Origin of the sequence: Nocardioides marmoriginsengisoli (assembly GCF_003725695.1) — a bacterium.
GTDB lineage: Bacteria > Actinomycetota > Actinomycetes > Propionibacteriales > Nocardioidaceae > Marmoricola > Marmoricola marmoriginsengisoli.
This window is the reverse complement of sequence record NZ_RJSE01000007.1, coordinates 1,221,678-1,236,426: the sequence shown is the minus strand read 5'-3', so window position 1 is coordinate 1,236,426 and position 14,749 is coordinate 1,221,678. Positions and strand designations below refer to the sequence as shown.

Genomic DNA, 14,749 nt, shown 5'->3' with positions numbered 1-14,749 from the left:
GTGAAGGTTTTCACAATTGCTCGGTTTCACTGCTCCCCCGGCCTAACGTCGCAGGCATGATCACGCAGGTCATCCCGACGATCGCCGAGCAGGTGGCGCTGCTGGCCGGCCAGGCGACGGACCCCGCCGGACTGCACCCGGCACGCGAGCAGATGGCGCTCTCGCTCGGCTGGCACATCGTGCTGGCCTGCTTCGGCGTGGCGTTCCCGACGATCATCTTCGCGATGCACTGGCGCGGCATCCGGCGCCAGGACGCCGATGCCCTGCTGCTGGCCAAGCGCTGGTCCAAGGTCTCCGCGGTACTGTTCGCGATCGGCGCCGTCTCCGGCACCGTCCTCAGCTTCGAGATGGGCCTGCTCTGGCCCGGGCTGATGGGGACGTACGGCGACGTGCTCGGCCTGCCGTTCGCGTTCGAGGGCCTGGCGTTCTTCCTGGAGGCCATCTTCATCGGGCTCTACCTCTACGGCTGGGGCCGGATGCCTCCGCGCCAGCACCTGCTGATGCTGATCCCGATGGCGATCACCGGCGTGGTCGGCACCTTCTGCGTGCTCGCGGTGAACGCCTGGATGAACAACCCGACCGGGTTCAAGCTGGTCGACGGCAAGGTCACCGACGTCGACCCCTGGGCGGCGATGTTCAACGACGGCGTCTGGTTGCAGTTCGCGCACATGTGGCTCGCCGCCTTCATGCTCGCCGGCTTCGCGGTCGCCGCCGTGTACGCCGCCGGGATGCTCCGCGGCCGCACCGACCGACGGCACCGGCTCGGCTTCCTGGTGCCGTTCGCCTTCGCCTCCGTCGCCGCGCTGAGCCAGCCGCTGGTCGGGCACCTGCTCGGCTCCCGGCTCGCCGAGACCCAGCCCGCAAAGCTGGCCGCGTTCGAGCTGGCGACCGAGACCGAGAGCCCCTCCCCGCTACGCCTCGGCGGGATCCTGGTCGACGGCGAGGTCCGGTACTCGATCGACATCCCGGTGCTCGGCTCGATCATCGCCCGCAACTCGTTCACCAAGCCGGTCGAGGGCCTCGAGACCATCCCCGAGGAGGACCGGCCGCCGGTCAACATCACCCACCTCTCCTTCCAGACGATGATCGCGATCGGCACCGCCCTCGCGGGCCTGGCCGCCCTGTTCTGGATCGCCCGGCGGCGCGGCCGGGACCTGCTCCGCCGGCGCTGGTTCCTCCGAGCGGCGGTGCTCGCCGGGCCGCTCGCCTTCGTGGCGCTGGAGGCCGGGTGGATCGCCACCGAGGTCGGCCGCCAGCCGTGGGTGGTCTACGGCTACCTGCGCACGGCCGACGCTGCCGGCGAGAACAGCGGGCTGTGGTGGCTGTTCGGCGCCACCCTGGTCGTCTACTCCCTGATGACCGCGGGAGCCGTCGTCGTGCTGCGCTCGATGGCCCGCCGCTGGCGCGAGGGCGCCGAGGACCTGCCCAGCCCCTACGGCCCGCAGCTGGAGACGGGGGCGGACCGGTGACCCTCGAGCTCGCCGTCGCGATCGCGATGTTCGCCGGACTGGTCGCCTACGCGCTGTTCGGCGGGGCCGACTTCGGTTCCGGGTTCTTCGACCTCACCGCGGGCGGGACCCGGGCCGGCGCCGAGGTCCGCCGCCAGGTCGACAAGTCCATCGGCCCGGTATGGGAGGCGAACCACGTCTGGCTGATCTACGTCTTCGTGATGGCCTGGACCGCGTTCCCGACCGCGTTCGCGGCGGTGATGGGCACCCTGATCATCCCGCTCTTCCTGGCCCTGCTCGGCATCGTCCTGCGCGGCTCCTCGTTCGCGTTCCGCAAGTACGCCGAGACGCTCGGCCAGGCGCGCGTCTTCGGCTTCCTGTTCGCGACCTCGTCGGTGGCGGCGCCGTTCTTCCTCGGCACCGTCGGCGGCGCCATCGCCTCCGGACGGGTCCCGTACGCCGGCCGCGGCGACGTCTGGTCGTCGTGGCTGAACCCGACCTCGCTGCTCTGCGGCGTGGTCGCGGTCGGCACCTGCGCCTTCCTCGCCGGCGTCTTCCTCACCGCCGACGCCGGCCGCGCGGACCGGTCCGGGCTCGCCGAGACGCTGCGCCGGCGCACCCTGCTGGTGGGGGTGGCGACCGGCGTCGTCGTGCTCGGCGCGCTGGTCCCGCTGCACGAGGACGCGCCCACCCTCTGGGCGGGACTCAGCGGCCGGGCCCTTCCGCTGGTCGCGCTGAGCGCAGCGGCCGGACTCGGCACCCTGGTGCTGCTCGTCCGTCGCCGGGCGGCCCTGGCACGCCTGACCGCCGTGACCGCGGTCGGCGCGGTCGTGGTCGGCTGGGGCGTCGCCCAGTACCCGTGGCTGCTCGTCGACCAGGTCCGGATCTCCGAGGCGGCCGGCGCTCCGGCCACGCTGCAGGGCCTGCTGGTCGCGGTCGCGCTCGCCGTGCTGCTGGTGGTGCCGGCGATGGCGTACCTCTACCGGATCACCCAGACGGAGTCCTGGACCCGCTGAGCGACGGCTGGTCGGAGCCCGGGCCGACGGCTCCTCAGCGCAGCCAGGGGGTGCGCTGGACGAGCGGCAGGCCCTCCCACATCCGGCCGATCCCGAGGTACCGGCCGGCGTTGAGCAGCGTGAGCAGCACCAGCGTCGCGGCGTAGATCAGGTGGTCGTCCATGAACGGGTTGCTCGCCGGCGGCAGCACCGCCGACCACATCAGCACCAGCAGCAGCGCTCCGGCGACGGTGGCCAGGCGCATCGCGATGCCCAGCATCAGCGCGACGCCGATCCCGAGCAGCCCGAGCATGAAGAGCCAGTCCGCCCAGCCCTGGCCGGCGATGTCGCGGTAGATCCCCTTGAACGGCCCGTCGGTGGCGAAGCTGAGGAACCCGTTGGTCGGGCTGCCGCCGTCGAGCCAGGCGTCCTTGCTCGCGGTGGCGTGCCCGAGGCCGAAGGTCTTGTCGAGGAAGGCCCAGAGGAAGACCCAGCCGATGGCGAGGCGGATCACTCCGGCGACCAGGCCGATGGCCGGGTCGCTCTGCCCCTGGGAACGGTCGTCAGTACTCATGGCGTCCTCTCGGATCGATCGAGTTGACCTTCAGATCTCCATGGTTGGACGCGGCAAGGCCCCCGGTCAAGCCTCCAGCCGAGCCACCGCCGGTCTCACGCGTCGGCGAGCCAGCCGCGCAGCCGGTCGAACGTCGCCGGGCCGACGTCCGCGGTGACGCCGGCGGCCAGGTCCGCGACCGTGACCCCGGCGAGCGAGGTGCGCCAGGCACGTTCGGCCGCGGCCATCGCCTGGGCCACCCCGCACGCCTTGCGGCAGACCTCCTTCGAGGCTGCCAGCGGGCCCCGCTGCCGGATCTCCGTGCACCGGAAGGCGCTCTCGGCGCCGTCGACGGCCTGGACGATCTCGAGCAGCGTCACCTCGGCGGCGGGCCTGGTCAGCTCGTAGCCGCCGTCCCGGCCGGGGGTCGAGCGCACCAGCCCGGCCCGGGAGAGCTGCTGCAGGTGCTTGGCCAGGTAGGTCCGGGAGACGCCGTGGAACTCCGCCAGCCGGGTGGTCGACACGGGGCCCTCGGCCTGGCTCAGGACGACGCAGCAGTGCACCGCCCACTCGACTCCTTCGGTCAGCTTCACGGGTCCAGCATACGCAGATGACAACTGTCCGCGTTTATGACTAGTATCGCGGATAGAACTTATCCACGTTACCGAAGGAGTCACCATGCGCATCGCCATCGCCGGGGCCACCGGCCTGATCGGCCGCCAGCTCACCGCTCTCGCCCGGACCGAGGGGCACGACGTCGTCGAGATCGCCCGGGAGACCGGGTTCGACCTGCTCGACGGCACCGGCCTGGACGAGGCGCTGGCGGGCGCCGAGGTCGTGGTGGACGTGACCCAGGGACCGAGCATCGACGAGCACGCCGCGACCGCGTTCTTCGAGACCGTCGCCCGGAACCTCGGCGCCGCGGCCCGGACGGCGGGCGTCGGCCGGACCGTCGTGCTCTCCATCGTCGGCACCGACCTCTCCCCCGACTACGGCTACTACGTGGCCAAGACCGCCCAGGAGAACGCCCACCGGGCAAGCTCCCCGGGCGTGGTCGTACTGCGCTCGACGCAGTTCCACGAGTTCGCCGGCCAGATGCTCGGCTGGAACACCGCCGACGGCAGGGCGTCCATCATCGACGTGCCGACCCAGCCGGTCGCCACCCGCGAGGTCGTCCGGCTGCTGCTGGACCTCGCCACGAGCGCCGAGGCCGCCGACACCGACATCGCCGGCCCGCACCGCGAGGACCTGGTCGAGCAGGTCCGCGAGCTGGTCCGCCGCAGCGGCGAGCCGACCGAGGTGGTCGCCGTACCGGGGCCGCCGTCGATGGCCGGCGGGTCGATGCTGCCCGGCCCGGACGCGCTGGTCCGCGGCCCGTCCTGGACCGAGTGGCTGGACGCCACCCGGTCCTGAGCACCGCCCCCGCTAGCGCCTGACCTTCAGCGTCTTGACGGCCTTGCGGGCGGTGGTCGCTCCGGTGAGCAGGACGGCGTACTTCTTGGTCTTGAACTTCGCCGGGATCTTCACGGTGCGCCGGAACGTGCCCGCACTGGTGGCCTTCCCGGTGCCGACCTTCACGCCACCGATCCGGATCACGTAGGACTCACCCGGCAGCATCCCCGACCCGGACACCACGATCCTGGTGCCGCGCTTCTTCGTGGTGGTCGGGATCTTCAGCCCGAGCCTCTTGGCCGGCGTGGCCACCGTCCAGGGGAACCGGACCGTGGTGGTGGCCGCGTCCGGAGCACCCTTGGCAACCCGGACGTCGAGGGTGTGCCTGCCGGGGGTACGCAACAGGCTGAGGGCGCCACCCGCGAAGCACGGCGCGAACGCCCTGCCGTCCTGCGAGCAGGTCACCGTGTAGCCGGCGTACGGCGGCGGGACCGGGTTCGGGTCACGCAGGACCAGCTTGAATTTGGCGAGCTGCTCCGTGCCGGCGACCTGGGTGATCGTCGGATCGACGAACCTGACGGACAGACCCACCTTGTAGGGGCCGTCGGCTGAGACCGGCTGGGTCGCCGAGACCAGGTACGTCGATGCCTCCATGGTGCCGCTGAGCCGCTCGGTCGGCCACGGGAACCGCTTGTTGTTCGCGCACGGTTTGTCGAAGACCGGGAAGTGCTCGACCTCCAGCTTGCACATCACCGTGCCGGTGAAGGTCCCGAACGTGTTCTCGCCGTCGTTCAGCTCCTGCGCCACCTGGACCTGGTAGTCCGGGTACGCGTTCCGGTACTTGCGGTCCGCGAGCACCGTCGGGGTGCCGCGCAGCACGCTTCGGTAACCGACCGAGGTCGCTGCCTTGATCTCCACCGACGCCAGCGCAGGGGCCGGCCGCAGGGCCTTGCCCTCGGGCTCCTGCTCGAACGGGAAGTAGAAGACGTAGGTGCCGATCGCGTCGGCCTGCGGCGTCCCGGTGATCTGCAGGTACCAGTGCCCGTTGCGCTCCTCGATGGTCGGGACCAGGTCGGCCGGCAGTTGTGCCCGGATCGAGTTGACGTACGGCCGGATCGTCAGCTCCTGACTCTCGGTCAGCAGCGGTGACGGGAAGACCTCGACGACGTCGACCGTGGACGTCTTGCCGGCCGCCATCTCGGCGTGCGGCGTCATCGTTGCGTACGACGGCCGGTGGTCACCCTCGATCGGGAACGACCTCGTGACCACCTGGCCGTAGCCGTTGGTGATGGTCACGTTCACGTTGGGCAGGAAGTCCTGGTCGTCGGGGATCCGGAAGACCGGCGACTCCGACCAATTCTGGTTGGTCGGCGCCGTCTCGGGCAGGATCATCGGACCGGTGTCGCAGGTGGGAATGTCACCGTCGGAGTCCTGGCAGTGCACGTCGTAGGTCTTGCTGACCACGTTGCCGCGGCCGTCGTCGGCCCAGTCGACCTTCACCGTGAAGTCGTCCTCCTCGGTGGCCTGGAGCATCCGGAGGTCGAGGAAGAGCGATCCGTTGAGCACCCGTTCGTCGCGGATCTTGGCGTCGAAGTTGAACCCGTCGGACCTGCCGATCTCCGGCGCGGGCGGACTCATCGTGAACTCGACGACCCCCGAGCGAGTGAACGAAGGCGGGCCGGTCACCGTGTAGCCCGCTGTGGCCCGGTAGCGACCGGGCTCGGTCAGGCGCTCGGCGGGGCTGGCCAAGGGATTGACGGGGATCGTCTCCGCCACCGTGCCGTCCGCGTTCAGCCGCTCGAGGATCCACGAGTAGGACCCGGGGAGGCTCTGGCCGGGCGTGGACAGGTTCGCGCTGAACTTCACGGTGTTGTCGGCGATCAGGATCCCCTGCACGCTCGGCACCACGTTCACGGGGCGCAACGTCGTGTCGAACGGGAGCAGCGAGACCGTCTGCACGCCTCCCCCGGTCTTGGTGAAGGTCCACTCGGGCGTGACCTCGTTCCGGTCGGCTTCAGCCGCGGCCTCGGGGCGGACGAGGTTGAAGTCGATCTTCGGCGCGGAGCTGCCCTCCTTGTGGCGGATCAGTGACATCTGCGCGCGCTTGCCGTCCTGGTCGACGTACGTCAGCGCCAGACGGGCGCGGTAAGGGCTCCAGGCACCGGTGTCCGACCGCCGTTCGGCGACCATCGGCCAGTTCCGGCTGAACAGGACGCGGTAGTCGGAGACCGGGTGCGCGTCGCGGTCCAGGGCACCGGGGGGTGCCTTCACGTCGACACGGGGCACCGAGTTGCCGTTCACGGCGAAGTGGATGTCGTCCGGGGCGGATTCGGTCACCGTGTATCCCAGCACCGGGTCGTCGAGGCGGTCGCCACCCTGGTCGAACAACATCCACTCGGCGACCTGTGCTTCGAGACCGTCCGTGAACGCCTCGTTGTGGACGATCGCCGGGTCCTTACCGACCGGCTCCTGACGGTTCAGGAATTGCTGGAGCGTCATGCCTGCGTAGTCCGCGATCCGGCCCCGCACGCCGAGCGGGTCGGTGTTGCTCGCAGCGCGAGCGGCCCGATCCCGGATCTGCTCCCCGGGAGCGGCGTCGGCGTCCATCTGCGAGATCGCGACGGCGATGATGATGATGGCGATCGCGAAGATGATCGCCGGACCCGCGGCAGCGGCCGTGGAGCCCAGTGTCAGCGCGCTCGCGACGGTCGCCTCTCCCAGCGACGCAGCGGCCGTGGCCGCTGCCACTGTGGCCGAGACGGCGACACCGATCCCGACGCCGACGCCGAGGGCTCCAGCGATGCCCAGGGCGCCGACGGCGACGATCGCTTCCCGGGTCTTGCCGATCATGTAACGGATCCGCGGGTCGTTGGCGTTCGCGACCAGGGCCGACGGATGGCGGTAGGACGCCCACTTGTCGAACGTCTCGGCGGGCGGGGTGCCCTTGGTGAGCCTGAACAGGTCGTACTTGTTCGCCTGGCTGCAACCGGCGGTGCCGATCACCGGGTTGGCCACGAACGGCATCCCGGGCGGCGGCGTCGGCGGCACGTAGGTGCAGGGCGAGCTGGACCAGAGGTCGTACTCGTACAAGGCGGCCTTCGCCGCCTTCACCTGGCTCGTGCGGAAGTGATCCTCGAGCGCAAGGTACGCCTGGTTCTCCTGCGTGGTCATGGGCTGTCCGTACAGCTTCTTGTTGATGATGTCGTCGAGCCGAGAGTTCACGTAGGCCCGGATCTCCGGACGCGCGTACGCCTTGATCAGGTCGTCGTTGGCGACACCGTGAGCGTCCGCCGTGGCGGCGTACGCCTCGCTGATGATCCAGTCCATCTTGTCGCCGGGCAGGTCTCCCGGAGCGGTGAAGCCGTTGGTGACCTTGAACGGCGGCAGGAACACCCCGCTCGGGTACAGCGCGTCACCGGACTCGCCGAGGCAGAAGATCTCGTTCTTCGTGTCGAGCGGAATGCACTCCTGCGCGGTCGGCGAGGTTCCGCCGGGGTTGTCCACGACGATCGGGGTGGCGCCGGCGATCGGGTCGTGCTTCTGCACGATCAGCGGCGGCGGCTGGACGGGGACGTTCAGCGGCGGCGAGGTGATCACCGTGATCGGGTTCGCCGGCGGGGGCGGGTCCGCCTGGGCCGGCGTCCGGGGGAGGACCTGGGTCACCGTCACGGTCACCGCTGTGGTCAGCACGCAGATGCCTGCGGCGCGCAGTTTCGGCCAGGTCTTCACGGTGCCACTCCCTCGTCCAACACGTCTGATGGACGAGATTCTGGGCGAGCGGGATCACCCGCCGGACCGGTTGGCGGGAGTCGGTGGGTAGTCGGTGGGCGACCAGCTCAGGCGGTGTCCGACTCGTCCCGATCCAGCCCGGTCAGCTCGTCCTGGACGCGGGCGACGGCTCCCGGGTACGGCACCGCGCTGGCGCGTGCGTGCGCGGCTTCCCAGGCGGCCCTTGCCTCGCCGTGGCGGCCGCGGGCCAGGGCGCAGCGCCCCTGCACCCGCTGCGCGTCGATCCCGTCGAGCTCGTTCCGGGTCGCCGCTGCCCGCCGCAGCGCCCGGGCCACCAGGTCCTCGGCACGATCGAGGTCGCCGCGACCCAGGCACGCCTCGGCCGCGGCCACGAAGAGCATCACGTCGTGGATCCGCGTCGGCGACTCGTCACCGAGCCACGGCTCGAGCCGGGCCAGCGCGGACGCCGGATCGCCGTCGCGCAGGTCGAGCTCGGCCCGGCGTGCCTCCAGGTAGCCGGCGAAGGCGAAGGTCTGCAGGTCCGGGGCGGTGGCCGCCTCGTCGTACGACGCCCGGGCCGCGTCCGCGTCGCCCTGACCGGCCCGCAATACACCGAGGTAGACCGGCGGGATCCCGGAGAAGAGCGTCGGCGAGCCCGCCCGAGCGAGCTCCATCCCGTGCTCGAGGTGCACCTGCGCCTGGTCCCAGTCCCCGGAGTAGAAGAGCGTCAGCCCGAAGTTCGCGGAGTGCAGCGCCTCCATGTCGGCGTTGCCCGCGCGACGGGTGATCTCCAGGCCGCGCTCCCCCAGCGTCCGGGCGCGCTCCAGGTCTCCGCGCATCGTCACCGTCCACTGCAGCGCCAGCGTCGCGCCGCTCTCGACGGTCAGCGCCTCGGCACGGGTGGCCAGCGCGATGGCGCGTTCCAGGGTGCTGACCGCGTCGTCGGGCCGGTCCTGGAAGAGCAGCACGGTGCCGGCGACCGAGTACGCGTCGGCCTCGACGGCGGCCGAGCCCTCCCGCCGGGCCAGCTTGGCCGCCCGGTCGGTGGCCTCGAGGCAGAGCTGGTGCTGCCCCAGGGAGAGCCGGACCCGCGCCAGGCCGAGCGCCAGGGCCGCCCCGCCCGGAGCCCGGTCGTCCGCGGCCGTGCTCTCCTCCAGCTCGGCGACCACCTCGTCGAGCCGGAGGGCGGCCTCCTCGCCCTCGCCGCGTCGGTGCTGCGCCTCCGCGATCAGGCCCTCCACGCGCAGCCGCGGTTCGACCTGTCCGGTCCGCCGGTAGCCTTCGGCCGCCCGGACCAGGTGGTCGACCGCGTCGTCGTACCGGGCGGTGGTGAGCTCGACCTGGCCGAGCCGCTCGAAGCCGGCTGCCACCGCGGCCTCGTCGCCGACCTCCTCGGCCAGTGCGACCGCATGGCTGTAGAGCCGGACCGCCTCGTCCTGCGAGTACACCCCGGCCGCGACGTCGCCGGCGAGCTCGAGGAACCGGATCGCCTGGTCCGGTAGCCCGCCGGTCTCCAGGTGCCGGGCGATCTCCGCACTGCGACGCCGGCGCACCGCCGGAGGCCGACCGGCGAGCAGCTCCCCGACCGCGCGGTGCAGCCGGCGGCGGCGTACCGGGGAGAGGCCGGCGTACAGCGCCTGCTGGGTCAGACTGTGGTCGAAGGCGTACCGGTCGTCGGTAACGGTGAGCAGCCCCGAGTCCACGGCGGCGTCGAGGGACTCCTCCAGCTGGTCCTCGCCGAGGTCGTCGATCCACACGTCGTCGGGATCGAAGACGGTGCCGAGCACGCTCGCTGCCTCCAGCACGCCGCGGGCCGTCGGCGAGAGCCGGGCGACCCGCTGGTTGATCACCTCGCTGACGTGCTCCGGCGCCTCGATCGCGGTCAGCTCGCGGCAGACCCAGGCGCCGTCGACCACGGCCAGGTCGCCGCGCTCGATCAGCGACGTCAGGATCTCGCCGGTGAAGAACGGGTTGCCGTCGGAGTGCCGGTGCACCAGGTCGGTCAGCTCCGCCGAGACCGGGTCCGCCGGCAGGCGCTGGGCGATCAGCCGCGCGGTCTCGTCCCGGTCCAGGCGTCCCACGGTGATCGCCCTGCTGAGCCGTTCCCGGTGCAGCGCGTGCGCCAGCCGGCGCACCGGGTGCTCCGAGCTGACCTCGGCGTCGCGGTAGGTGCCGAGCAGCAGCACCCGGTCGTTCGTGGTCTGCAGCGCCAGGTGGGTGAGCAGCTCCAGGGTGGCGTCGTCGGCCCAGTGCAGGTCGTCGAAGAGGAGTGCCACCGGCCGCTGCTCGGCGATCTCCCGGACCAGGCCGGTGGCGGCCCGGTGCAGCAGCTGGGCCGCATCCGGCGAGGTCCACGCCGGCTGCTCGGCCGCCGGGAACTGGTCGGGCAGCAGCGTCACCAGCGCCGGCCACCGCTCCGCGACTCCGGCGCCCACCGCCGTCGGCGCCGCCGCGTGCAGGGCGCCGAACGCCTCGAACAGCGGCACGAACGGCGTCTCGCTCTGCTGCTCGTAGCAGCGACCGCTCGCCACCAGGAAGCCTTGCTCCGCGGCGTAGACGGTTGCCTCCTGGGCCAGCCGGGTCTTGCCGATCCCCGGCTCCCCGGCGAGGAGCACGACACTGGTCTCCCCCGCAGCGGCCGCGGCGAGGAAGCCGGTGATCGCGGAGCACTCGGCGTCCCGCGCGACCAGCCGGGTGGACGGCACCGCACCGAGGAAGCCGCCGGTCAGCGGCACCGCCTCCCCGGAGCCGGTACGGCGCCCCGCCGCCGCCAGCAGGTCGCCGCGCGCGCCGTCGGGCAGGCCGAGCGCATCGGCGAGCAGCCGCACCGTGCTCGGGTACGGCGACGTGTTGATCCCCCGCTCCAGGTTGCTCACGGTGCGTACGCCGATACCCGCGCGCACGGCGAGCTCGGCCTGGGTGACGCCGGCGGACTCGCGCTGACGACGGAGCACGGCAGCGAACGCGCTCGCGCTCGGCGTACGGGAGGACTGCGCTGGCATCGGGACTCACCTTCCAGCCCGAAGCCTAGCCAGAATCGGGCGAGCCCGGACCCGGATTCCGGGCCCGGGCTCGCCCGGAAGGTCCGGTCCGGGCAGGTGCGACTCATGCCTGCCCGGACCGGAGATCGTCAGGAGACGAGCGCTCCCTTCGCCGTCGCCGCCGTCGCCGAGGCGTCCCCGGCGAAGCTGACCGTGTAGGTCTTGCCGAGCAGCAGCTGCAGGGCCGAGACCGACGCCGAGCAGGTGGCGACGCCCTGGGCATCGGTCTTGACCGTGCACGGGGTGCCGGTACCGAGCTTGAAGGTGATCGTCTTGCCCGCGATCGGGCCCACCGGACCGGTCAGCGTCGCCTTCATCGACGGCACGGTGAGGATGATCCCCTTCGTGGTCGTCGCCGCGTCGGCCGCGGTCAGGACCGTGGTGGCCTTCCCGACCAGGACCTTGACCGGCTCGGAGGTGCTGGCGTTGAACCCGCCACCGCCGCCGTAGACGGCCGTCACCGCGTGGACGCCGCTGGTGAGCGCGCTGGTGGTCAGCGTCGCCGTACCGCCGGTCAGCGCGACCGGGGAGCCCAGGTTGGCGCCGTCCGACTTGAACTGCACGGTGCCGGTCGGCGAGCCGGGGTTCCCCGGGTTGCCGGCGACGGTCGCGGTGAAGGTCACCGGTCCGCTGAGCACCTGCGAGCTCGACGAGGAGATCGTCGTCGTGGTGGTCGGATCCGCCACCACCAGCTCCACGGTGTTGGTCTCGGTGGACGCGTTGACCGGGCCGCCGTTCCAGACGGCGCGCAGCGCGTGCGTGCCGACGGCGAGCTCGGCGGTGGAGATCGTCGCGGTGCCGGTGCTGTTCACCGTCGCCGTACCGATCTCCTCGTCACCGTCGAAGAAGGTGACCTGGCCCGGGTTCGCCGGGACCGGGCTCACGTCCGTCGACATCTTCACCAGCGTGCCCGGGCTCACCGGACCGGCCGGGTCGACCGACAGCCGGGCACCGGCGAGGGTGACCGTGCCGAAGGTGGCCGGCTTGGCCGCGTCCACCGGCTCGCAGTGCATCGCGGCCAGCGTCGGCTTGAGGTCGAGCGCGTTCACCGCGACCTTCACCTGGTCGCCGGGCTCGCCCGAGGGCACCACGCTTCCGGAGACGTTGGTCCAGGTCGCGACCTTCGACGTGTTCGGGAAGGTGCTGCTCACCGCCGGGGTGCTCCCGAGCGCGAACCCGACCGGGTTCGGGGAGACGGCCATGGTGGCGGCACCGGTGCCGCTGAAGGTGAAGCCGGCACCGGTCGTGATCGAGACCTCGCCGCCCTCGACCGGCAGCAGGGTGCCGTCGGTGGTGACGCTCGGCATGGTGGCGTGCGCCGTGACGACGGCACCGACCTTGTACGTCACCCGGGTCAGGGTGGCGGTGTAGTCGCAGGTGTAGAAGTCGCCGGGAGGCGCCGCCGTGATCGTGACCGGGAACGAGCCGGAGGCCGGCTTGTAGACCGAGTCGCCGGAGTACTTGACCTCGACCTGGTAGGTGCCGGGGGTCAGCTTGGAGGTGAGCAGCTGGGCGACGCCGGTGCGGGCCGAGGTGTCCGGAACCGCCGAGGTGGCGTTCGCGCCGGACGGCAGGGTCTGGTAGACCTCGCCGTTGACCGCCCAGGTGACCGTGCCGGTCGGGTTCATCGCGCTGACGCCGCTGGCGGGATCCGGCCGGACGAAGACCGGCACCGCCGCGGAGATGCCACGAGCCAGCGTGTACGGACCGCCCGGCAGCACCAGCAGCGGGTTGTACCGGGCCCCGTTGGGGGCGACCACGGCGAAGGTGACCGTGTCCTTGGGACCGGTGGTCCCGGAGAGCCCGGGGGCCGAGGTGCACGTGGTGGTGGTGTCGCAGGTGCCGGTCTGCAGCTGGACGGCCAGGGTGCGGTTGCCGAGCTGCGTCGCCGCCGGGTAGTCGAGCCGGATCGGGACGCTCAGGGTCTGGCCCGCGGCCAGCGCGAACGAACCGGGAGCGTCACAGGTCGCGCTGCCGAGGCGGCTGAGCAGGACGCTGATGTAGGAGCTCGAGGAGTTGTACGCCTGCGAGCACCAGGAGCCGTCGCCGGCCTGGTACGAGATGGCCGGGCCGGCGCCCGAGGGGGCACTGGTGCCCTGCGGCACCACGGTGCCCAGCGAGACGAACAGGTTCGACCAGTCCGCACCGCCGGCCGGGTTGGTCAGCGTGAGGGTGCCGGTCAGGGTATTGCCCGGGGTGACCGTCGCCGGAGCGTTGAACGAGATGCCGGGGAGCGGCTGCAAGCGGTAGGCGACCTTCGGCGAGGTGCTGCCGGAGTACTTCAGATCACCGCTGTAGACAGCCTTGAGCTGGTTGTTCATCCCCTGCAGGTCCGAGGTGGTGAAGGTCGCGACACCCGCGTCGACGGCCTTGGTCGCCAGGACGGTGCCGTTCGCGACGAAGTCGACCGAGCCCTCGGCGTCGGTCGCGGTGGCGTCGCCCGAGGTGACCGTCGCGGTCATCGTGACCGCGGTGCCGACGAGCTGCGGCGCGTCGGGCGAGACGGTCAGGACGGTGCTGGTCTCGTTCGCCGGGGGCGCCGGGATCGGCAGCACCTCGTTGGTGTGCATGTTCAGCGAGATCGTGTTCGTGCTCCCCGAGAACTGGGTGTTCAGCGGGCCCTCGATCGCGCCGGCGAGACCACCGGTGCAGTGGAAGTTCGGGATGGTGGAGTTCTTCGCCTCCAGCTCGATGTCACCGACGGCCGGGTCGTAGGCGCTCTTCGACTTGAGCACCACGTTGATCGGCGTCGAGGTGCACATCGAGTCGACCGGCGAGGTCACGTGGATCTCCGCGGTCAGCGCGTCGGTGTAGGTCACGGTGCCGTCGGAGCTGACGCCGCCGGTGCCGGTGCCCGACTGGGCGGAGAAGTAGCGCAGCGCGTAGGTGGCGCCCTGGTTGGTGCCGGTCTTCGGCGGGGCGCTGAAGGTGCCGCCGGTGATCACGCCGGTGACCGAGTCGATGTCGCCGGTGATGGTGGTCGGCTTGAGCAGCGGGTCGACCGGGTTGGCGTTCACCTGGAACGAGCCCGAGGTCATCGTGAGCGTGAACGGGTTGGTGTCCGCCGCGACGGCAGCACCGGTTGCGACGAGGCCTCCGCCGACGGCGAGGCCCAGGGCGCCGGTGAGGACGACGCGCAGCGAGTTCCTGGCGCGGGAGCGGGCACCTCCCCTCGTCCGGAGCACGGCACTCAGGCCGCCGATTGTGTGACGCATCAAGGGGATCCCTTCGATCGGAAGAAACATCCGGCCACTTCCCCGCAGCCAGACGCAGAACGGTGCGACCCGATTCGCTGCCGCATAGATAACCGCTGTTATCTAAAGCGTGTCAACGGTCACGCGCGAACTTTTCTAGAACAGGTTCCACCTGATTCACGCGAGGATCGGCCGTCATACGGAACGAGAATAGAAATGGAATAACCGATATTTCTTCACTATCGAGCTGCTCGCAATAGCAGACTCAGAACCTCGACGTCCGGCATTTTCAAGAGGTTCGACGGCCGCGCAACCGGAGTTACCTCTCAGTAGGTAGTGACGAAACCCCGGAGTACCGGTAGAACATGTTCCACTATCGGGCAAACGTGAGGGAGAT

General features: G+C 71.1%; 8 protein-coding genes. 3 read left to right on the top strand and 5 right to left on the bottom strand.

What is annotated here, in order from left to right; all coding sequences use genetic code 11:
* Positions 1-56 precede the first annotated feature (56 nt).
* Positions 57-1,469 carry a cytochrome ubiquinol oxidase subunit I gene (locus tag EFK50_RS14470; protein WP_221177400.1) on the top strand — a complete coding sequence of 471 codons (1,413 nt, stop codon included), beginning with the start codon at positions 57-59 and terminating at the stop codon, positions 1,467-1,469.
* A complete protein-coding gene (locus EFK50_RS14465) occupies positions 1,466-2,464 on the top strand; it encodes a cytochrome d ubiquinol oxidase subunit II (protein WP_123228217.1) in 999 nt (332 codons plus the stop codon). The genes EFK50_RS14470 and EFK50_RS14465 overlap by 4 nt, the downstream gene beginning before the upstream one ends.
* 34 nt (positions 2,465-2,498) lie before the next feature.
* Here the strand turns inward: EFK50_RS14465 and EFK50_RS14460 are convergent, their stop codons facing one another.
* Together EFK50_RS14460 and EFK50_RS14455 are read right to left on the bottom strand one after the other, a co-directional pair.
* Positions 2,499-3,017, bottom strand: a complete 519-nt coding sequence (locus tag EFK50_RS14460) for a hypothetical protein (protein ID WP_183407840.1) — start codon at positions 3,015-3,017, stop codon at positions 2,499-2,501.
* A gap of 95 nt (positions 3,018-3,112) precedes the next feature.
* On the bottom strand, positions 3,113-3,589 hold the full coding sequence (locus tag EFK50_RS14455) for an RrF2 family transcriptional regulator (RefSeq protein ID WP_123228216.1): 477 nt from the start codon (positions 3,587-3,589) through the stop codon (positions 3,113-3,115).
* A gap of 85 nt (positions 3,590-3,674) precedes the next feature.
* Between EFK50_RS14455 and EFK50_RS14450 the strand changes: the two genes are divergently transcribed.
* Complete coding sequence (locus EFK50_RS14450) at positions 3,675-4,409, top strand: SDR family oxidoreductase (protein WP_123228215.1); 735 nt, start codon at positions 3,675-3,677, stop codon at positions 4,407-4,409.
* Between the two features lie 12 nt (positions 4,410-4,421).
* Here the strand turns inward: EFK50_RS14450 and EFK50_RS14445 are convergent, their stop codons facing one another.
* The 3 genes from EFK50_RS14445 to EFK50_RS22860 form a co-directional block, all read right to left on the bottom strand.
* The gene (locus EFK50_RS14445) at positions 4,422-8,117 is read right to left on the bottom strand and encodes a hypothetical protein (RefSeq protein ID WP_123228214.1); all 3,696 of its coding nucleotides are present in this window, start codon (positions 8,115-8,117) and stop codon (positions 4,422-4,424) included.
* Positions 8,118-8,224: 107 nt separating this feature from the next.
* Positions 8,225-11,119: an AAA family ATPase gene (locus tag EFK50_RS14440; RefSeq protein WP_123228213.1), complete on the bottom strand. Its 2,895-nt coding sequence runs from the start codon at positions 11,117-11,119 to the stop codon at positions 8,225-8,227.
* A 128-nt stretch (positions 11,120-11,247) separates the two neighbouring features.
* Positions 11,248-14,373 (bottom strand): Ig-like domain-containing protein, encoded by a 3,126-nt coding sequence (locus EFK50_RS22860; RefSeq protein ID WP_148046187.1) that lies wholly within the window; start codon positions 14,371-14,373, stop codon positions 11,248-11,250.
* Positions 14,374-14,749 lie beyond the last annotated feature (376 nt).

Bases quoted from the DNA above. Each gene is read 5' to 3' on its own strand.
- EFK50_RS14470 (WP_221177400.1), top strand. From the start codon at position 57: ATGATCACGCAGGTCATCCCGACGATCGCCGAGCAGGTGGCGCTGCTG.
- EFK50_RS22860 (WP_148046187.1), bottom strand. From the start codon at position 14,373: ATGCGTCACACAATCGGCGGCCTGAGTGCCGTGCTCCGGACGAGGGGA.
- EFK50_RS14440 (WP_123228213.1), bottom strand. From the start codon at position 11,119: ATGCCAGCGCAGTCCTCCCGTACGCCGAGCGCGAGCGCGTTCGCTGCC.
- EFK50_RS14450 (WP_123228215.1), top strand. From the start codon at position 3,675: ATGCGCATCGCCATCGCCGGGGCCACCGGCCTGATCGGCCGCCAGCTC.
- EFK50_RS14460 (WP_183407840.1), bottom strand. From the start codon at position 3,017: ATGAGTACTGACGACCGTTCCCAGGGGCAGAGCGACCCGGCCATCGGC.